The organism is Caballeronia sp. AZ1_KS37, from assembly GCF_023631165.1.
Lineage (GTDB): Bacteria > Pseudomonadota > Gammaproteobacteria > Burkholderiales > Burkholderiaceae > Caballeronia > Caballeronia zhejiangensis.
Genome location: NZ_JALQDP010000037.1, coordinates 73,887 through 92,520 on the forward strand (window position 1 = coordinate 73,887; position 18,634 = coordinate 92,520).

Genomic DNA, 18,634 nt, shown 5'->3' on the forward strand with positions numbered 1-18,634 from the left:
AGACCTAGTCCGAAAGGAGTACGCGCACTAGTCCGTCTGATGCGCGTCGACGCCTCCTTTCGGGGAATGGGCGCGCGGCGATCGCGTCCCTACACTCGAATCAACGTATTCATGGCGGCGCATGGCCGCCACGCCCGGAGAAACGGATGAGTCACTTTCTGGATCGGCTGAAGTTCATGTCGCGCATCAAGTCCACGTTCTCGAATGGACATGGCGCGGTCGTGAACGAAGACCGCAAATGGGAAAACGGCTATCGCAGCCGCTGGCAGCACGACAAGATCGTGCGCTCCACGCATGGCGTGAACTGCACGGGCTCGTGCTCGTGGAAGGTCTACGTGAAGAACGGCTTGATCACGTGGGAAACGCAGCAGACGGATTATCCGCGCACGCGCCCCGATTTGCCGAATCACGAACCGCGCGGGTGTCCGCGCGGCGCGTCGTATAGCTGGTACGTGTATTCCGCGCAGCGCGTGAAGCATCCGATGGTTCGCGGCCGTCTCATCGAAATGTGGCGCGAAGCGCGCAAGACGCTCGATCCGGTCGCGGCGTGGGCGTCCATTTGCGAAGACCCCGTGAAGGCAAAGCGCTACAAGAGCGTGCGCGGCCTCGGCGGTTTCGTGCGCGCCGACTGGGACACCGCGAGCGAGATCATCGCGGCGGCGAATGCGTACACCATTGGCAAGTACGGGCCTGACCGCGTGATCGGTTTCTCGCCGATTCCAGCGATGTCGATGGTTTCCTATGCGGCCGGCGCGCGCTATCTGAGCCTGATCGGCGGCGCATGCCTGTCGTTCTACGACTGGTACTGTGATCTGCCGCCCGCATCGCCGCAAATCTGGGGCGAGCAGACCGACGTGCCCGAATCCGCCGACTGGTACAACTCCACGTACCTGATGGTTTGGGGCTCGAACGTGCCGCAGACGCGCACGCCCGACGCGCACTTCTACACCGAAGTGCGCTACAAGGGCACGAAGACGGTCGCGGTGTCGTCGGATTACGGCGAAATGGTGAAGTTCGGCGACATCTGGCTCGCGCCGAAGCAGGGCACGGACGCCGCGCTCGCCATGGCGATGGGCCACGTCGTGCTGAAGGAATTCCACGCGAGCGGCAAGTCAGCGTACTTCCGTGACTACGTGAAGCGCTATACCGACATGCCGATGCTCGTCGTGCTGCGCGAACACGAAGGCACGCTCGTGCCCGATCATTTCCTGCGCGCATCGCAACTGCAGAACGATCTCGACGAAGCGAACAATCCGCAATGGAAGACGCTCGTCATCGACGAGACGAGCGGCAAGATCGTCGCGCCGAACGGCACGATCGGGTTCCGCTGGGGCGAGGCGAATCACAACGACGGCGCGAAAGTCGGCCGTTGGAACCTCGAACAGAAGGACGGCGGTTCGGGTCGCGACATCGATCCGTGCCTGTCGCTGATCGACGCTCATGACGAGATTGCAGAGGTGAGCTTCCCATACTTCGGCGCGGAGCATGACGCACTGCTCGCGCGTCGCGTGCCGGTGAAGCGCATCACGCTCGCAGACGGCACGGGCGCGCGCGTTGCGACCGTGTACGACTTGCAGATGGCGAACTACGGCGTGGATCAGGGCCTCGGTGGCGCGAACGTTGCGACGTCCTATGACGACGACACCCCGTACACGCCCGCATGGCAGGAAAAGCACACGACCGTGCCACGCCATCTCGTGATCCAGGTGGCGCGTGAGTTCGCCGACAATGCGGACCGTACGCAAGGCAAGAGCATGGTGATCGTCGGCGCAGCGCTGAATCACTGGTATCACAACGACATGATTTATCGCGGCATCATCAACCTTCTGATGATGTGCGGCTGTGTCGGCAAGAGCGGTGGCGGCTGGGCGCATTACGTCGGCCAGGAAAAGCTCCGTCCGCAATTCGGCTGGGCGCCGCTCGCGTTCGCACTCGACTGGTCGCGTCCGCCGCGCCAGATGAACGGCACGTCGTTCTTCTATAACCATACGAGCCAATGGCGTCACGAGAAAGTCGCCGTCGACGAAATTCTCGGGCCGACCGCCGACAAGTCGCGTTACGAGAATCTCTCGATGCTTGACATGAACGCGAAGTCCGAGCGCATGGGCTGGTTGCCCTCGGCGCCGCAACTCGGTGCGAATCCGCTCGATATCGTCGACGCCGCGAAGCGCGCGGGTCGCGATCCGATTGAATACACGGTGGAGCAACTCAAGTCGGGCAAGCTCGATTTCGCATGCGACGACCCCGACAATCCGGCGAACTTCCCGCGCAACATGTTCGTGTGGCGCTCGAATATTCTGGGCAGCTCCGGCAAGGGACACGAATACTTCCTGAAGTATCTTCTCGGCACGCAGAACGCGCTCTTCGGCGATGAGGCCGACGCGATCAAACCCGGCGAAGTGAACGTGCGCGACGCGGCGGAAGGCAAACTCGATCTGCTGACCGTGCTCGATTTCCGTATGAGCACGACTTGCCTCTATGGCGACATCGTGCTGCCGAGCGCGACGTTCTATGAGAAGAACGACCTCAACACGTCGGACATGCATCCGTTCATCCATCCGTTGTCAGAAGCGGTGCAACCGTTATGGGAAAGCAAGAGCGACTGGGAAATTTATAAGACCATCGCGAAGAAGTTTGCGGAAATCGGCGGAAAGCATCTCGGCACGCGCACGGACCTCGTCTGCACGCCGCTCATGCACGACACGCCGGGCGAACTTGGCCAGGCGTTCGAGCCGAAGGACTGGCGTCGCGGCGAATGTGACCTGATCCCGGGCAAGACCGCGCCCTCGATGACGGTCGTCGAGCGCGACTACACCGCGATCTACGAGAAGTTCACGTCGGTCGGTCCGCTGCTGGAGAAACTAGGGAACGGCGGCAAGGGCATCAACTGGAATACGGCGTACGAAGTCGAAGAGCTCGGGAATCTATCCGGTCAGAGCAAGGGACGTCCGCGTCTTGAGACGGCCATCGACGCCGCCGAGATGATTCTCACGTTTGCGCCTGAAACGAACGGCCACGTCGCGGTGAAGGCGTGGGAAGCGCTCTCGAAGATCACGGGACGCGATCATTCGCACCTCGCGCTCGGTCGCGAGCACGACAAGATCCGTTTCCGCGACGTTCAGGCGCAACCGCGCAAGATCATTTCCGCGCCCACATGGTCCGGGCTCGAGTCGGAAGAAGTCAGCTACAACGCGGGCTACACGAACGTTCACGAACTGATTCCATGGCGCACGCTCACGGGGCGTCAGCAGTTCTATCAGGATCACCGCTGGATGCTCGATTTCGGCGAGGGCTCGTGCGTCTACAAGCCCGCGATCGACACGAAAACCATTGCGCCGATGCTCGGTGCAAAGCCTAACGGCGAGCACGAACTGGTGCTGAACTGGATCACGCCGCACCAGAAATGGGGCATTCACTCGACGTACACGGACAACCTGCGCATGCTCACGCTGTCGCGCGGTGGCCCGCATGTGTGGGTCTCGGAAGCGGAAGCAAAGGAAGCCGGTCTCAGGGACAACGACTGGGTCGAAGTGTTCAACGTGAACGGCACGCTGACGGCGCGCGTCGTCGTCAGTCAGCGGGTGCCGCGCGGAATGTGCCTCATGTATCACGCGCAGGAAAAGATCATCAATGTGCCGGGCGCGGAGACGAGCGGCATGCGCGGCGGTATCCATAACTCGGTCACGCGCACAGTGCTCAAGCCGACGCACATGATCGGCGGATATGCGCAACAGGCTTACGGTTTCAACTATTACGGCACCGTGGGCAGCAACCGCGACGAATACGTGATCGTGCGCAAGATGAAGAAAGTCGACTGGCTCGAAGGCCCGCTGAAGGAAGGAGCAGCATCATGAAGATCCGCGCCCAGGTGGCGATGGTCCTGAATCTGGACAAGTGCATCGGCTGCCATACGTGTTCGGTGACGTGCAAGAACGTGTGGACATCGCGCGATGGCGTCGAGTACGCGTCGTTCAACAACGTCGAGACGAAGCCGGGCATCGGCTATCCGAAGCAGTGGGAGAACCAGGAGAAGTGGAACGGCGGCTGGATTCGCAAAAGCGACGGACGCATCGAGCCGCGCCAAGGGCCCAAGCTGAAAGTGCTCGCGAATCTTTTCGCGAATCCGAATCTGCCTGCCATCGACGACTACTACGAGCCGTTCACATACGACTACGAGCGCCTGCAGAACGCGCCGCTTTCGGAAACGCCGCCCACGGCGCGCCCGGTGTCCGCGATCACGGGCAGGAAGATGGACAAGATCCATTGGGGTCCGAACTGGGAAGACGATCTCGGTGGCGAATTCGATTCGCGCGGACGCGACGCGCTCTTCGAAAACGTGCAGAAGGAGATGTACTCGACATTCGAGAACACCTTCATGATGTATCTGCCGCGACTGTGCGAGCACTGCCTGAATCCGGCATGCGTGGCGTCGTGCCCGTCGGGCTCGGTGTACAAGCGCGAAGACGATGGCATCGTGCTCGTCGATCAGGACAAGTGCCGCGGATGGCGCATGTGCGTGTCCGGTTGCCCGTACAAGAAGATGTATTTCAACTGGAAGTCGGGCAAGGCCGAGAAGTGCGTGTTCTGTTATCCGCGTATCGAAGCGGGTGAGCCGACGGTGTGCTCGGAAACCTGCGTAGGCCGTATCCGCTATCTCGGCGTGATGCTGTACGACGCGGACCGCATTGCCGAGGCTGCGTCGGTCGAAGCGACGACGGATCTCTATCAGTCGCAACTCGATCTGTTCCTCGATCCGCACGACCCGCAAGTTCAGGCGGAAGCGCTCCGTCAGGGCATCGCGCAAAGCTGGCTCGACGCGGCGAAGCGCTCGCCGGTGTATCGCATGGCGTGCGAGTGGAAGGTCGCGTTCCCGTTGCATCCGGAATACCGCACGCTGCCTATGGTCTGGTACGTGCCGCCGCTCTCGCCGATCCAGTCGGCCGCGGATGCCGGTCACATGGGCATGAACGGCGTGATCCCGGACGTGAAGAGCTTGCGCATTCCCATGCGCTATCTCGCGAACCTGCTCACCGCCGGCGATGAGGCGCCGATCGTCTCCGCGCTGAACCGCATGCTCGCGATGCGCGCGTTCAAGCGTGCGCAGAACGTGAACAACGTGAACGATGACGCCGTGCTGAACGATGTCGGCCTCACCGCGTCGCAAGTGGAAGAGATGTATCAATTGATGGCGATCGCCAACTACGAAGACCGTTTCGTCGTGCCGTCGTCGCACAAGGAAATGGCGCAGGACAGCTTTGACGAAAAGGGCAGTTGCGGTTTCTCGTTCGGCAATTGCGGATCATCGGGGGTATCGGACGGATCGCTTTTCGGATCGCGAACGCACGGCGAAGTAAGTTACGCGGCGTTGCCGAAGTCGCGCAAGAAGGCACTGCAGGAAGGCTGACCGAGGATCACACATGTCGCTCTATTCCATACTTTCCGCGCTGCTCGATTATCCCGAGCCCGCGCTTCTTGACGCGCTGCCAGAAATCGAAGCCGCGTTGCACGACTGGCCGCAGGCCCAAACGCGCCTTGCACCGCTCATCGCGTCGCTGAAGCGTCCGCTGATCGAAGTGCAACTTACATACGTGGCCACGTTCGACCGCAATCCGTCGCATTCGCTGCATCTGTTCGAACACGTTCATGGCGAAAGCCGCGATCGCGGTCAGGCGATGGTCGATCTGCTCGACGAGTATCGCGGTCTCGGCCTCGATATCGAATCGAACGAATTGCCCGACTATGTGCCGCTTTTTCTCGAAGCGCTGGGCGCGATCGAGCCGGCCCGCGCGCAGTCGCTGCTCAATGACGCCATTCATGTGCTCGATGCCATCGGTGAACGTCTCGCGCGCAACGAGAGCCCGTATGCCACGGTTTTCGCGGTGTTGCGCGAGCTCGCGACGGTCGACCCGCGTCCGCTCGCGCAGCCGCCCGTGCGCGACATGGACGAAATGCTCGAAACCTTCGGTCCGGGCGCGGACGGCGTCGAGCCGCTGCTCGCACCGCACATGCGCCAGGATACGCAGACCATTCGCTTTCATCCGCGCGGCGCAATGACTGCCGGCGCGGCCGCTCTTGCCGCAAAGGACGCACGATGAACATGCTCAACTCCTTCTTTTTCGGTATCTATCCGTATATCGCCGCCAGCATCTTTCTCTTCGGCAGCTTCGTGCGTTTCGAACGCGAGCAATATTCGTGGAAGGCGGATAGCACCCAACTCGTCGATCGCGGCAATCTCAGACTTGGCAACATCTTGTTTCACGTCGGGATTCTCGGGCTGTTCTTCGGGCATCTCGTCGGCCTGCTCACGCCGGTCGCCGTATGGGACGCGCTCGGCGTCGAGCATAGCGTCAAGCAGGTATTCGCAATGATCGCTGGGGGTGTAATGGGCACGTTATGCCTCGCAGGATTGCTGATCTTGCTGCATCGACGCTTGACTAGCGCGCGCCTGTCCGCCGTGACGAAAGTCGGCGACCGCGTGTTGTTGCTGTGGATCTTGATCACGCTGCTCCTGGGTCTATCGACGATTGGCGTATCGGCCGGTCACATGGACGGCTCGATGATGGTGCGGCTCATGACCTGGGCCCAGCACATCTTCACGTTCAGAGCCGATGCCGCGCACTATGTCGCAGATGCGCCGCTGCTCTTCCGTATACATTTGTTCATGGGCATGAGTCTCTTCGTGATATTCCCGTTCACGCGTCTCGTGCATGTGTGGAGCGGCTTCGCTTCGCTCGGCTATCTTGGGCGGGCCTGGCAATTGGTCCGCAGCCGCTGATTCCCTTGATCGAGAAGCATGTTCCTGTCGTCGTTTCGCGAACGTCTGACCACACGCATCGTCACGCTGTCGATGGTGTCGCTGGTTCTCGTGCTCGCGATGATCGGCGGGACACTCTGGCTCTCATGGCAACTGCAGGGTGCAGGCGCCGCGATCAACGACGCAGGCAGCCTGCGCATGCGCGCGAACGCAGTCGCAATTGCGCTATTGAAGGGTGAAAAGGCGCCATCGCCGTTGCTGCAACTGCAGATCGAGCAGATGAACGCAACGCTCGACCGCCTGCGTAAAGGCGATCCAGCGCGCCCGCTCTTCCTTCCAGACGATGTCGATGTGCGCCGACAGTTCGATCACGTCGCGAACGCGTGGCATTCGCGACTCGAACCCGATGTTCGCGAGGGCATGGCGAGCGCAGACCCACAGGCGGTGGCGCGCTATCTGCTGCAATTGCGCACTTTCGTCACTGGCGCCGACGACCTCGTCGGCTTGATCGAGCGGGAGAACGCACGCAAGACCGCGTGGCTGCGCACGTCGCAGATGGCGCTTGCGGCGATGGCGTGTATCGGCACCGCGGCGATCGTCTATTTGCTCTTCTTGTGGATCGTCGTGCCCGTTCAGCGCTTGCAGGACGGGCTTGCGCGCATCGAGGCACGCGAGTTCGATGCGCGTCTGCCCGTCGAAACGCAGGACGAGTTCGGACATCTTGCCGCGGGCTTCAATCGCATGGCCGCGGAATTGCAGACGCTCTATCGCGCCCTTGCGGGCCGGGTCGAAGCGAAGACCGCCGAGCTGGCCGCGCAGAACCGCGAACTGACGGCCCTTTATGAAATGGCGGCGTTCGTGAATCAGCCGAATGACGTCGATGCGCTGTGCCGAGGCTTTCTTGCACGCCTCATGCGTCAATTCGACGCGGACGGCGCGGCGGTTCGTCTCTTCACCGAAGATGGTCAAGTGCGTCTGATCGGCTCGGAAGGATTGCCGGCCGCGCTGCTTCAGGACGAAAGTTGCTTCGCCGCAGACGCCTGCGCATGCGCGCAGCGTTCATGCCAACGCGCGGGTTTCGCGAGCGTCGCGGCGTTCAGCATCGTTTCGCAAGGCGAGAAGCTCGGCGCGTTCTCGCTGCACTTCGGCGGCGAGCGGACTATTCCCGCAACCGAAGCGCACTTGCTCGAAACACTCGGCACGCACTTCGGCACAGCGCTCAAGAACCGACGGCTTGCGGCATTGGCGCGGCAGCTTGCGGTGTCGGAGGAGCGAAATCTCGTTGCGCAGGGCTTGCATGACAGCATCGCGCAAAGCCTGAACTTCATGAAGATGCAGGTACATCTTCTGGATGCGGCCACGCGCGAAGAACGCATGGACGAAATCCGCGAAATCGTGCCTATGCTTACGGGCGGATTGGCGGAAAGCTACGACGACGTTCGGGAACTCCTGATGAATTTCCGCACTAGGCTCGGCACCGGCGATCTGAGGCGGGCGGTAAACGAATCCGTCGAACGCTTTGGCATGCAAACGGGCATTGCGCCATCGCTCGATTATCGGGAGGAAGGCGGCTTGCCTTTGCCGCCGGATCAGCAGTTGCAAGTGCTTTTCATTTTGCAGGAGGCGCTGTCGAACATTCGCAAACACGCGGAAGCTCAGCGCGTTTTCGTGACGATCGTCAATGGTCGTGACTTTAGCCTCCTTGTCGAAGATGATGGTCAGGGCTACGATCCAAAGGAGATGGCCGTCCTTGGCGAGACGCATGTCGGCTTTCATATCATGCGCGAGCGCGCGCAAAGGCTCGGCGCAATTCTGCGGCTGACCGGAGCGCCAGCATGCGGGGCGCGCGTCGAACTCGTCTTGCCCGCCCCGGCGCGTCAGGCTGTCTGAATATGGTCACGCGCGCTCGCTTCGAGAGCTGCTTCGAGTTGTGTCATGACCATCCGCATTCTGTTGATCGACGACCACGCGTTATTTCGCTCAGGCGTTCACGCGCTCCTGCAACGGCAGTCAGACTTCGAAGTCGTCGGCGAAGCGTCCGACGGGCTCGAAGGTCTCAAGCGCGCCAAGCAATTTCGCCCGGACGTGATTTTGCTCGATCTCAACATGCCCGGACTATCCGGCCTCGAAACGCTCAAGTTGCTCGTGCAGGACGTACCGGAAACGGCGGTCGTCATGCTGACCGTATCCGAAGATCTCGACGAACTTTCATTGGCATTGCGCGATGGCGCGTGCGGCTATCTGCTCAAGAGCATCGAAACGGAGACGCTCGCAAGCGCGATCCGCAAGGCGGCGGGGGGCCAGCCCGTCATCGCGGACGACATGACGGCGAAGCTCATCGCAAGCATGCGTGCACCGAAGGCAGCGCCGGTTCCCGCTCCAGCGGTCGCCGCCGATCCACTCACTACGCGCGAGCGCGACATCATGCGCGAACTGTCGCACGGTGCAAGCAACAAGGAAATCGCGCGCTCGCTGATGCTCGCGGAAAGCACGGTGAAGATCCACGTGCGCAACATTTTGCGCAAGCTCAATCTCACGAGCCGCGTGCAGGTCGCGATCTACGCGGTCGGGCACGATGCGGTGCAGGCAACGGAAGCCGTTTGAACGGTCGTCGCGCTGCATCGAAGCTCGGATCACATCAAGCTGTACACCATGAATTCACATCAAACTGATTTGCCCATGACCTCTCACGATCATTCTTTCGCGCCGCTCACGATTCGCGGCCGCAATGTGCTGCCGATCGTGCAGGGCGGCATGGGCGTCGGCATTTCCGCGCATCGGCTCGCGGGCAGCGTCGCGCGAGAAGGCGCGGTCGGCACCATCGCGAGCATCGACTTGCGTCATCATCACGAAGACTTGCTCGCCATGTGCCGCGAAGACCACTCGCGGCCGACGCTCGAGCGCGCCAACCTCATCGCGCTCGCGCGCGAGATCAAGTCGGCGCGCGAGTTGTCGCAAGGACGCGGCATGATCGCCGTGAACGTGATGAAAGCCGTGAGCGCGCACGCCGATTACGTGCGCGTGGCGTGCGAAGAGGGCGCCGATGCCATCGTGATGGGCGCGGGCCTGCCGCTCGACTTGCCCGATCTCACGCAAGGTTGCGATATCGCGCTCATTCCGATTCTCTCCGATAGCCGCGGCGTCACGCTCGTCCTCAAGAAATGGATGAAGAAAGGCCGCTTGCCCGACGCCATCGTGATCGAGCATCCCGGACACGCGGGTGGCCATCTCGGCGTCGCGGACGTCGCCGATATGAACGACGAGCGCTTCGGCTTCGAGCGCGTTCTGAAGGAACTCGATGCATCGTTTGCGGCGCTCGGACTCAAGCGCGAAGATGTGCCGGTGATCGTCGCGGGCGGCATCAACAGCCATGAAGCCGTGCGCAAGTGGCTCACGGCCGGCGCCAACGGCGTGCAGGTCGGCACGCCGTTCGCCGTCACCGAGGAAGGCGACGCGCATCCGGAGTTCAAGCGCGTGCTGGTCGAGGCGGAGCCCGAAGATATCGTCGAGTTCATCAGCGTGACCGGCCTGCCCGCGCGCGCCGTCAAGACGCCGTGGCTCATGCGCTATCTGCGCAACGAAGAACGCATTCGAACGAAAATCGGCGCGCGCAAACAGACGTGTCCGTCGGCGCTCGAATGCCTGAGCGCGTGCGGCTTGCGCGATGGCATCGAGAAATTCGGGCATTTCTGCATCGATACGCGGCTTGCCGCGGCATTGCGGGGCGACGTCGGCAATGGACTGTTCTTCCGCGGGCGCGAAAAACTGCCGTTCGGCGCAGCGATCCGCAACGTGCGCGATCTGATCGAACTCCTGTTGACGGGCGCGACAAAATCGTCCCCGGCGGCGTGCTGAGAAGCGGAAACATCGTGTTTCGCTGCGAGCCGTGACCGATCGTCCCGTTCCTATTGGCTCGGAACGGGGCCGATCTTAGGCTTGATGCCGATTGGCTCGCACGCCGCAATCCACGGAGTACCGCACGATGTCGAAGCGCTTTCCCCTGAACCCAAAGCATCCCGAGCGCAATTGCTGGGGCTGCGATCACTATTGCGCGACGGACGCCATGCGTTGCGGAAACGGTTCGAGCCGGACGCAGCATCCGGCCGAGTTGCTTGGCGAAGACTGGTACGAGCAAGGCGATTGGGGCCTCGAAATCGCCGACAACGCCAAGTCGATTCAACCGTCCGTCGCCAAAGCGCGCTGAATCGCGACTTCAGCGCACGATTTCGCCGATCGTCAGTTCAATCACGCCCGCATCTTTCGTCGATACCCGTCCGCTCGATCCGCTCAGATCGCCGGGCGATGGCCGCGCTTTCCCGGACGCCGACACGCGCGCAGCGATGTCGATGCGCTCGAAATCCGAGAGGCGGCGGTTCGGCGTCATCGACATTGAATCGTTGAGATAAACCGTCGCAGGAAGCTGGTTCGCGCTCAGGCGCTGGACCGCGATCGGCATGCGTGAGCCATCGTCGGCGAGCGCGTAGACGAAGACCGTATCCGTTGGACGGACGCGCGACGCGAACTCAGGGCTCAACTGCACGCGGACTTCGATCGACGCCGAACCGGTGCCGTCCGCGATCGCCCGCACTTCGTCGATATTCTTCTGCGCCTGCTGCGCGACCTGCGGCGCGAGATCCGGCACCTGCCTCAAACGCTCCCAGTATCCGATGGCTTGCGTGTATTCGCGCCGGTCGAATGCCGCTGATGCAGCCAGCGCCAGCGCCTTCGGCTGCGTCGCGTCGAGCGCGAGCGCCGAGTGGATGACCTTCAGCGCCGCGTCGTTGAGATCGCCGCCGTTCGCGCTCGCGATGGCATCGGCGTAATCGGCAAGCAATTCGGCATCGCGCGGATTCAGCGCAACCGCCCGCCGATACGCCTGCGCGGCATCGTCGGCGCGCGTCAGCACCATGTACGAACGCGCGAGCATCGTCCAGCCTTGGGCGTCGTCGGGATTGCGCCGCAACCGCGCGGCCAGAAGACTGACGGCCGCTTCCATCGACCGGGGCGTGTCCGCGTGTTCGCTCACCGATGAACCCGCCGCCGCTTGAATCGCGAGCGCCGCCGGATCGCCGACACGCATGTAAAGCGTCAGCGCGGACGCCGGCACGAGCGCGATCAGCAAGCCGGCGAGCGCGGCTTGCGTCGTTCGCTGATTCGCGACGCGCGCGCGCAACAGCGGCGGCACGACGCATGCGAGCGCGGCGAAGAGCATCGCGGCAACGATCAGCCAGAACGGGATCATCGGCTCATGCTCCTTTTTCTTCGGGTCTGATGCGCGCGCCGGATATGCAGCGCCATCGCAACCGCGCCCGCCGCGAGCACGGCGAACGGCCCGAACCACAGCGCCCACGTGACGGGCTTCACGGGCGGCCGATACAGCACGAAGTCGCCGTATCGGCGCACCATGTACGCCTGAATCTGCTCGTCGCTCGCGCCTTGCCCGACTTGCTCGCGAATGCGCGCGCGCAGATCGGCGGCGAGATCGGCGGTCGAATCGGCGAGGCTCTGGTTCTGGCACACCACGCAGCGGAAATGCTCCGCGAGATGGCGCGCGCGTTCGTCATCGGGCGATTGCTGCGCCTGAGCGCACCCGATGCACGCAGCGATCATCCACGCAAGCCGCCTAATCACGCGCGTTCTCCTTTTGCAGCTTGCCGACGAGCGGACCAATCACGCCATCGATCGACGCGCGCGTGAGCGGTCCCGCCTGCCGATAGCGCACGACGCCCGCGCGATCGATCACGAACGTCTCCGGCACGCCGTACACGCCATAGTCGATGCCGGTGCGCCCGTCGCGATCGACGAACGACGTCACGTACGGATTGCCCGCCGCCTTCAGCCATTGCAGCGCGGGCGCACGTTCGTCGCGGTAGTTCAGGCCGTACACCGGCGCCGCGCCGCTCGCCGCGAAATCCATCAGGACAGCATGCTCATCGCGGCACGCTTCGCACCACGACGCCCACACGTTCAGAATCCACACCTGTCCGCGCAGCGCGTGCGACGACATCGTCCGGTTCGCGGCATCGAGACGCGGCAGATCGAACTCCGGCGCGGGTTTGCCGATGAGCGCGGAAGGCAGGCGACGCGGATCGTGGCGCAAACCGGCCGCGAGCACCGCGACGAGCAGACCGAACACGGCGAGCGGAATCAGAAAGCGCTTCATCGTCCTGTCTCGCCGATGCTTCGCGGCGGTTCCACGGCAATCGCAACGGCGGCGGCTCGCTGCGGCGCGCGCAGCTTTGCGTAACGCCGATCCGCCGCCGCGAGCAGGCCGCCGAGCGCCATCAACACGCAGCCGCCCCAGATCCAGCGCACGAACGGCTTGATCTGGATGCGCACGGTCCACGCGCCGCCGCCCGCCGGCTGATCGAGCGCGACGTACAGATCGCGCAGCACGCCGCGATCGATGGCGGCTTCGGTCGTCGGCGTGTTGGAGACGAGGAATTCGCGTTTCTCCGGATGCAGTGTCGCGATAGCTTTGCCGTCGCGCGTCACCGCGATCGTCGCACGCGTCGCGCGATAGTTCGGTCCGTCGATCGCGCGCACGTCGTCGAGCCGGAAGCGATATCCGCCCGCATCGACGCTCTCGCCGGGCGCGAGCCGCGCGTCGCGTTCGACGGGAAAGCCCTTCACCATCGTCACGCCGACGACGAACACGCCGACGCCCGCGTGTGCGAGCCACATGCCGACGGTCGCGAGCCGCACGCGCTGCCGTCCCTTGATGATGCGCTCGATCACGCTCGTCGCGATCGTCGCGAACGTCCACGCGGCGAGCAGCAAGCCGAGGCTCACGAACGGACGCGACACGCCGGGCACGAACGCGCTCGCCACGCTCACGAGCGCGGCCCAGCGCAGCCGCACGGCAAGCTGCGGCAGACGCGCGGCCTTCCAGCGCGCGAGCGGCCCGACGCCCATCAGAAAGATCGCGGGTGTCATCAGCGGGACGAACACGCTGTCGAAGTACGGCGCGCCGACGGAAATCTTGTCGAGATCGAGCGCGTCGAGGACCATCGGATAGAGCGTGCCGAGCATCACCGATGCAGCGGCGACGAGCATCAGCAGATTGTTCGACAGCAGCAACGCCTCGCGAGATACGGGCTCGAAACCGACCGCCGACACGGCTCGCGGCGCGCGCCACGCGAACAGCGCGAGACCGCCGCCCGAAAACAGCGCGAGCAACGCGAGGATGAACACGCCGCGCGCCGGATCGGACGCGAAGCCGTGCACCGATGTCACGACGCCCGAGCGCACGAGAAACGTGCCGAGCAACGAGAGCGAGAACGCGCAGATCGCGAGCAGCGCGCTCCACGCGCGAAACGCGCCGCGCTTGGCGGTCGCGGCGAGCGAATGGATCAGCGCGGTGCCGACGAGCCACGGCATGAACGACGCGTTTTCGACCGGATCCCAGAACCACCATCCGCCCCAGCCGAGTTCGTAGTATGCCCACGCGCTGCCGAGCATGATGCCGAGCGTCAGGAACGTCCATGAGGCGAGCGTCCACGCGCGCGAGGCGCGCGCCCAGGCGGAGTCGAGCTTGCCATCGAGCAGCGCGGCGATGGCGAACGCGAACGCCACCGAAAAGCCGACGTAGCCCATGTACAGCAGCGGCGGATGAATCACCATGCCGGGATCCTGCAACAGCGGATTGAGATCGCGGCCGTTCATCGCGGGCGGCATGATGCGCGTGAACGGATTCGACGTCAGCAGCATGAAAAGCAGAAAGCCCGCGTCGATCCAGCTCATCACGCCGAGCACGCGCGCCGCGAACGGCAACGGCAGGCGCTTGCCGAAGCACACGACCGCGCTCATCCAGAGTGTGAGCAGCAGCGCCCACAGCAGCAGCGAGCCTTCGTGACCGCCCCAGACCGCGGTGAACCGATAAATGGCCGGCAGCGCCGAGTTCGAATTGCCGACGACGTAGATCACGGAAAAATCGTCGTCGAGAAACGACGCCGCGAGACAGCCGAACGCGATCGCGACGAAGCCGAATTGCCCGCACGCGGCGGGCGCGGCGACGCGCATCCATCCTTCGATGGCAAGTCGCGCGCCGAGCATCGGCACGATGCCCGCGACGAGCGCGAGCAGCATCGCGAGGATGAGCGCGAAATGGCCGATCTCGGGGATCATCGGCGCGCTCCCGCGTTCCCGTCCGCCGATGCGCGCGCTTCACGCAGCGCGCGTTCGAGTGGCGGCGGCGTGTACTTTTCGTCGTGCTTGGCCAGGACTTCGTCGGCGTGAAAACGTCCGTCGGCGCCGAGCGTGCCTTGCGCGACGACGCCGCTGCCTTCGCGAAAGAGATCGGGCAGCGCGCCCGTGTAGACGACAGGAATCGACGCGCGCCCGTCCGTGACGACGAAGCTCACCGTGCGGCTGTCGGCGTGCTTCAAGAGCGATCCGCGTTCGACGAGTCCGCCGAGCCGGAAGCGCTGCGTGCGCGTTTCCTCGTGCGACGCGATCTCGCTCGGGCTGACGAAGAACATCACGTTGGCGCGGAACGCGTTGAGCACGAACGCGCACGCGAGCGCGGCGCTCGCGAGGCCGAGCGCGATGAACGCGAAGCGGCGATGGCGCGCTTTCATCGGCGCAGCGCGCGGTGGACGAGCCACGCTTCCGCGCCCATCAGCAGAAAAGTGATCGCGAACGCGGCGCAAAGCAGCGGATTTGCGGCGAGCATCGTCGGGACGGATGCGAGCGTGTTCATGCGGCACGCTCCTCGATTCGCGAAGGACGCTCGTCGCTCGCGCGCACGCGTTCGGCCGCGCGCAGGATGACGCGCGCGCGCGCCAACGCCACGGCGATCGCATACGACCAGAATCCCGCCGTCATCAGGACGATGCCCCAAGCCATCGACGTTTCCATCGCGACGCCGCTGCCGAATCCGAGCGACGGTCCTTGATGCAGCGTGTACCACCATTGCACGGAAAAATAGATGATCGGGACATTCACGACGCCGATCAGCGCGAGCACCGAGCACGCGCGATCGGCGCGGCGGGTGCCGTCGATGGCCGCGTGCAGCGCGAGATAGCCGACGTACAGGAAGAACAGGATCAACTCCGACGTGAGCCGCGCGTCCCAGACCCACCATGTGCCCCACGTCGGCTTGCCCCACAACGCGCCCGAAATCAGCGCGATCGCCGTGAACGACGCGCCGGTCGGGGCGAGCGCGCGGGCCATCATCGCGCAAAGGCGCGCGTTCATCGCGAGATGCAGCGCGCTGTACGCGGCCATCACGAGGTAGATGAGCATCGACATCCACGCGGCGGGCACATGCACGAACATGATGCGGTAGATGTCGCGTTGCAGCGCATCGGCGGGCGCGACGCCGAGGCCGATCACGAGTCCCATCGCGATGAACACGACCGACGCGAACGCGAACCACGGCGTCGCGCGCGCGGCGAAGCGTTCGAAGTTGCGGGCGGACGCGTAGCGGAACCAGTTCATAGGCGCTATTCCATCGATATGCGCAGGGCCGCCGCGCTCGCGAACGGACACAGCCATAGCGCGATGCACAACGCCGCCGCGAGCAGCGAGAAATTCGCGTTCGCCCATGCGGCGCTCGCGGCGGGATCGGCCGCGCCGACGCCGAATACGAGCACCGGCACGTAGAGCGGAAGAATCAGCAATGCGAGCACGACGCTGCCGCCGCGCACGCCGAGCGTGAGCGCCGCGCCCATCGAACCGATCAGCGAAAGCAGCGGCGTGCCGATCAGGAGCGACGCCATCAGCATGAGGATCGTGCGCGCATCGAGCCCGTATTCGAGCGCGACGACGGGCGCGAGCACGACGAGCGCGAGACCGGTCGTGATCCAGTGCGCGGCGATCTTGCCGAGCACGATGCCCGCGAGCGGCTGCGGCGAAAGCAGCATCTGTTCGAGCGCGCCACTCGCGAAATCGTTGCTGAAGAGCTGGCCAGCCGAAAGCAGCGCCGCGAACAGCGCCGTGACCCACAGCACGCCCGGCGCGATTGCGTGCAGCAGCTTCGGATCGGGACCGACGCCGAGCGGAAACAGACTCGACGCCAGCACGAAGAACAGCAGCACGGAAAGCGTCACGGTGCGCGAGCGCCAGTTCAAGAGCAGCTCGCGCCGGATCACCCGAAGCGTCAGCGCGATCATGCCGCGCTCCGTTCGAGATGCAGATGACGTGCGCGCGCGGCATCGACGGCAAGCGGGCGATGCGTCGTCGCGACGAGCGCGCCGCCTTCGCGCAGATGATCGTCGATGCATGCGGCGAACCAGAGCGCGCCCGCGTCATCGACGGCTTCGGTGGGTTCGTCGAGCAGCCACAGCGGCTTGGCCGCGAGCATGAGCCGCGCGAGCGCCACGCGCCGCCGCTGACCTTCCGACAGCCGGTTCAGGCGCGCGTGCATCAGCGGCTGCAAACCGGCGCGCTCGAGCACGTCGCGCTCGTTCGCGCGCAAGGCGTTCGCGCCGAGCAACGCCGCGAAGCGCAGGTTTTCCGCGACCGTCAGTTCGCCGTTGAAGCCGTCGGCGTGGCCGAGATACGCGAGGTCGCGTCTGAAGCGCGCCGGATCGTCGCGCACGTTCACGCCGCGCCACGACACCTTCCCCGCGGCGGGCGGCAACAGACCCGCGAGCGCGGCGATCAGCGAGCTCTTGCCGCTGCCGTTCGCGCCGTGGATGAGCAACGCCGCGCCGCCATCGACGCACAGATTCACGCCGGCGACGATCGTGCGGCTGCCGCGCATCACGTCGAGTTGCCGGGCGCTGAGCATGAATGTTTCCTCTCTTGGCGTTGTTTACTGCTTCTTTCTGTCGTCGATTTCCTGCGCCTTCGCCATGTTCGGCAGTTCATGCGCGATGCCCTTGTGGCAATCGATGCACGTCTTCTCGCCAGTCTCCAGAAAGCGCTGATGCGCCTGCTGCGCGCGCGGGCTTTGCCGCGTGAAGTCCATGTACTGGAATGAGTGGCAATTGCGGCATTCGAGCGAGTCGTTCGCCTTGAAGCGCGCCCATTCGTGCTCGGCCAGTTCGAGCCGCTTGTCGAGGAACTTTTCGCGCGTGTTCACCGCGCCGAAAATCTTCGCCCACACTTCCTTCGACGCCTGCATCTTTCGGGCGATCTTGTCGGTCCAGTTGTGGGGAACATGGCAGTCCGAGCACTTCGCGTGCACGCCCGTGCGGTTGCTGAAGTGGATCGTGTTCTTCAGTTCGGCGTAGGTGTTGTCGCGCATCTCGTGACAGCCGGTGCAGAAGACTTCGGTGTTGGTCAGCTCCATCGCCGTGTTGAAGGCGCCCCAGAACACCACGCCGGCGACGAAGCCGCCCAGCGTCAGAAAGCCGAGGCTGTAATAGAGGCTCGGCCGGCGAATGGTGATCCAGTAGCGCTTGATCAGTGCCCACATGATGGTCGCTTGTTTATCGTCTATCGCTTCTTGGTTTTGTCCGGCTGCTGCCTGACGTCTTCGACGGCGACGAACGTATTGCCGACGAGCGGTTTCGTATCGGCCTGCGGGACGTGGCATTGCGTGCAGAAGTAGCGTCGCGGCGACAGATGCCCGGACACGCCGCCCTCGCGATCCATGTAATGCGACACCGCCACCGGCACCGCGCCGCTTTCCTCGGCGCGGCTGCGCGCGTGACACCCGAGACAGCGGTTGGCGTTCTTGTCGAGCTGATAGTTGTCGATCTTGTGCGGGATCGTCGGCGGCTGCTGTGCGTAGTTGAGTCCGCGTATCACGCCCTTGTTTTCGGTCGGCGCGATGAGCGGGGCTTTCGGTTCCTCATCGAGCGGCGCCGTGCCGCGCAGCGAATCGTGGAACGGCAGACTGGGCACCGTGGGCTGCGCGATCGCGAGCACGGCCAGCGCAAGAAGCGATGCAATGCCGATGGCTGTCAACGTACGCATGGCGTCGGCTCC

19 protein-coding genes are annotated in these 18,634 nt (G+C 63.9%); 8 read left to right on the plus strand and 11 right to left on the minus strand.

Annotated elements, in window-relative coordinates; all coding sequences use genetic code 11:
- The first annotated feature begins 146 nt into the window (after positions 1-146).
- The 8 genes from NCS00_RS24690 (at position 147) to NCS00_RS24725 (ending at position 10,958) form a co-directional block, all read left to right on the plus strand.
- Entirely contained in the window at positions 147-3,854 is a 3,708-nt protein-coding gene (locus NCS00_RS24690; RefSeq protein ID WP_250436897.1) for a nitrate reductase subunit alpha, read from the plus strand.
- A complete protein-coding gene (gene narH / locus NCS00_RS24695) occupies positions 3,851-5,404 on the plus strand; it encodes a nitrate reductase subunit beta (protein ID WP_250441234.1) in 1,554 nt (517 codons plus the stop codon). The genes NCS00_RS24690 and narH overlap by 4 nt, the downstream gene beginning before the upstream one ends.
- Before the next feature lie 13 nt (positions 5,405-5,417).
- A complete protein-coding gene (narJ, locus tag NCS00_RS24700; protein WP_250441235.1) occupies positions 5,418-6,095 on the plus strand; it encodes a nitrate reductase molybdenum cofactor assembly chaperone in 678 nt (225 codons plus the stop codon).
- Positions 6,092-6,775, plus strand: coding sequence for a respiratory nitrate reductase subunit gamma (narI, locus tag NCS00_RS24705; RefSeq protein WP_008349085.1), 684 nt, complete (start codon positions 6,092-6,094; stop codon positions 6,773-6,775). The genes narJ and narI overlap by 4 nt, the downstream gene beginning before the upstream one ends.
- 18 nt (positions 6,776-6,793) lie before the next feature.
- Entirely contained in the window at positions 6,794-8,644 is a 1,851-nt protein-coding gene (locus NCS00_RS24710) for a type IV pili methyl-accepting chemotaxis transducer N-terminal domain-containing protein (RefSeq protein WP_250441236.1), read from the plus strand.
- A gap of 45 nt (positions 8,645-8,689) precedes the next feature.
- The gene (locus NCS00_RS24715) at positions 8,690-9,358 is read left to right on the plus strand and encodes a response regulator (protein WP_175982649.1); all 669 of its coding nucleotides are present in this window, start codon (positions 8,690-8,692) and stop codon (positions 9,356-9,358) included.
- A gap of 75 nt (positions 9,359-9,433) precedes the next feature.
- Complete coding sequence (locus NCS00_RS24720) at positions 9,434-10,609, plus strand: NAD(P)H-dependent flavin oxidoreductase (protein ID WP_250441237.1); 1,176 nt, start codon at positions 9,434-9,436, stop codon at positions 10,607-10,609.
- A 127-nt stretch (positions 10,610-10,736) separates the two neighbouring features.
- The gene (locus NCS00_RS24725; RefSeq protein ID WP_008349074.1) at positions 10,737-10,958 is read left to right on the plus strand and encodes a DUF3079 domain-containing protein; all 222 of its coding nucleotides are present in this window, start codon (positions 10,737-10,739) and stop codon (positions 10,956-10,958) included.
- A gap of 9 nt (positions 10,959-10,967) precedes the next feature.
- Here NCS00_RS24725 and NCS00_RS24730 read toward each other — a convergent pair whose 3' ends face one another.
- From NCS00_RS24730 to NCS00_RS24775, 11 genes are read right to left on the minus strand one after another with little or no spacing between them, the layout of a single operon-like run.
- Positions 10,968-11,996, minus strand: a complete 1,029-nt coding sequence (locus tag NCS00_RS24730; RefSeq protein ID WP_250441238.1) for a tetratricopeptide repeat protein — start codon at positions 11,994-11,996, stop codon at positions 10,968-10,970.
- Positions 11,993-12,385: a cytochrome c-type biogenesis protein gene (locus NCS00_RS24735; RefSeq protein WP_008349071.1), complete on the minus strand. Its 393-nt coding sequence runs from the start codon at positions 12,383-12,385 to the stop codon at positions 11,993-11,995. The genes NCS00_RS24730 and NCS00_RS24735 overlap by 4 nt, the downstream gene beginning before the upstream one ends.
- Positions 12,378-12,917 carry a DsbE family thiol:disulfide interchange protein gene (locus NCS00_RS24740; RefSeq protein WP_250441239.1) on the minus strand — a complete coding sequence of 180 codons (540 nt, stop codon included), beginning with the start codon at positions 12,915-12,917 and terminating at the stop codon, positions 12,378-12,380. The genes NCS00_RS24735 and NCS00_RS24740 overlap by 8 nt, the downstream gene beginning before the upstream one ends.
- Positions 12,914-14,881 (minus strand): heme lyase CcmF/NrfE family subunit, encoded by a 1,968-nt coding sequence (locus NCS00_RS24745; RefSeq protein ID WP_250441240.1) that lies wholly within the window; start codon positions 14,879-14,881, stop codon positions 12,914-12,916. Before NCS00_RS24745 ends, NCS00_RS24740 begins: the two co-directional genes overlap by 4 nt.
- Complete coding sequence (gene ccmE, locus NCS00_RS24750) at positions 14,878-15,333, minus strand: cytochrome c maturation protein CcmE (protein ID WP_175982644.1); 456 nt, start codon at positions 15,331-15,333, stop codon at positions 14,878-14,880. Before ccmE ends, NCS00_RS24745 begins: the two co-directional genes overlap by 4 nt.
- A complete protein-coding gene (locus NCS00_RS33395) occupies positions 15,330-15,455 on the minus strand; it encodes a hypothetical protein (protein WP_268811663.1) in 126 nt (41 codons plus the stop codon). Before NCS00_RS33395 ends, ccmE begins: the two co-directional genes overlap by 4 nt.
- Positions 15,452-16,195 carry a heme ABC transporter permease CcmC gene (gene ccmC, locus NCS00_RS24755; RefSeq protein ID WP_250441241.1) on the minus strand — a complete coding sequence of 248 codons (744 nt, stop codon included), beginning with the start codon at positions 16,193-16,195 and terminating at the stop codon, positions 15,452-15,454. Before ccmC ends, NCS00_RS33395 begins: the two co-directional genes overlap by 4 nt.
- Before the next feature lie 5 nt (positions 16,196-16,200).
- Positions 16,201-16,869 (minus strand): heme exporter protein CcmB, encoded by a 669-nt coding sequence (ccmB, locus tag NCS00_RS24760; RefSeq protein ID WP_008349060.1) that lies wholly within the window; start codon positions 16,867-16,869, stop codon positions 16,201-16,203.
- Positions 16,866-17,489, minus strand: coding sequence for a cytochrome c biogenesis heme-transporting ATPase CcmA (gene ccmA, locus NCS00_RS24765; protein WP_250441242.1), 624 nt, complete (start codon positions 17,487-17,489; stop codon positions 16,866-16,868). Before ccmA ends, ccmB begins: the two co-directional genes overlap by 4 nt.
- Positions 17,490-17,513: 24 nt before the next feature.
- Entirely contained in the window at positions 17,514-18,119 is a 606-nt protein-coding gene (locus NCS00_RS24770; protein ID WP_008349056.1) for a NapC/NirT family cytochrome c, read from the minus strand.
- Between the two features lie 20 nt (positions 18,120-18,139).
- A complete protein-coding gene (locus NCS00_RS24775; RefSeq protein WP_250441243.1) occupies positions 18,140-18,622 on the minus strand; it encodes a nitrate reductase cytochrome c-type subunit in 483 nt (160 codons plus the stop codon).
- Positions 18,623-18,634 lie beyond the last annotated feature (12 nt).

Excerpts from the sequence above, each read along its gene's own strand:
- NCS00_RS24740 (WP_250441239.1), bottom strand. The coding sequence starts at position 12,917 with ATGAAGCGCTTTCTGATTCCGCTCGCCGTGTTCGGTCTGCTCGTCGCG.
- NCS00_RS24770 (WP_008349056.1), bottom strand. The coding sequence starts at position 18,119 with ATGTGGGCACTGATCAAGCGCTACTGGATCACCATTCGCCGGCCGAGC.
- NCS00_RS24745 (WP_250441240.1), bottom strand. The coding sequence starts at position 14,881 with ATGATCCCCGAGATCGGCCATTTCGCGCTCATCCTCGCGATGCTGCTC.
- narI (WP_008349085.1), top strand. The coding sequence starts at position 6,092 with ATGAACATGCTCAACTCCTTCTTTTTCGGTATCTATCCGTATATCGCC.
- ccmE (WP_175982644.1), bottom strand. The coding sequence starts at position 15,333 with ATGAAAGCGCGCCATCGCCGCTTCGCGTTCATCGCGCTCGGCCTCGCG.
- ccmA (WP_250441242.1), bottom strand. The coding sequence starts at position 17,489 with ATGCTCAGCGCCCGGCAACTCGACGTGATGCGCGGCAGCCGCACGATC.
- NCS00_RS24730 (WP_250441238.1), bottom strand. The coding sequence starts at position 11,996 with ATGATCCCGTTCTGGCTGATCGTTGCCGCGATGCTCTTCGCCGCGCTC.
- NCS00_RS24690 (WP_250436897.1), top strand. The coding sequence starts at position 147 with ATGAGTCACTTTCTGGATCGGCTGAAGTTCATGTCGCGCATCAAGTCC.
- ccmB (WP_008349060.1), bottom strand. The coding sequence starts at position 16,869 with ATGATCGCGCTGACGCTTCGGGTGATCCGGCGCGAGCTGCTCTTGAAC.
- NCS00_RS24775 (WP_250441243.1), bottom strand. The coding sequence starts at position 18,622 with ATGCGTACGTTGACAGCCATCGGCATTGCATCGCTTCTTGCGCTGGCC.
- narH (WP_250441234.1), top strand. The coding sequence starts at position 3,851 with ATGAAGATCCGCGCCCAGGTGGCGATGGTCCTGAATCTGGACAAGTGC.
- NCS00_RS24720 (WP_250441237.1), top strand. The coding sequence starts at position 9,434 with ATGACCTCTCACGATCATTCTTTCGCGCCGCTCACGATTCGCGGCCGC.
- narJ (WP_250441235.1), top strand. The coding sequence starts at position 5,418 with ATGTCGCTCTATTCCATACTTTCCGCGCTGCTCGATTATCCCGAGCCC.
- NCS00_RS24715 (WP_175982649.1), top strand. The coding sequence starts at position 8,690 with ATGACCATCCGCATTCTGTTGATCGACGACCACGCGTTATTTCGCTCA.
- NCS00_RS24725 (WP_008349074.1), top strand. The coding sequence starts at position 10,737 with ATGTCGAAGCGCTTTCCCCTGAACCCAAAGCATCCCGAGCGCAATTGC.
- NCS00_RS33395 (WP_268811663.1), bottom strand. The coding sequence starts at position 15,455 with ATGAACACGCTCGCATCCGTCCCGACGATGCTCGCCGCAAATCCGCTG.
- NCS00_RS24710 (WP_250441236.1), top strand. The coding sequence starts at position 6,794 with ATGTTCCTGTCGTCGTTTCGCGAACGTCTGACCACACGCATCGTCACG.
- ccmC (WP_250441241.1), bottom strand. The coding sequence starts at position 16,195 with ATGAACTGGTTCCGCTACGCGTCCGCCCGCAACTTCGAACGCTTCGCC.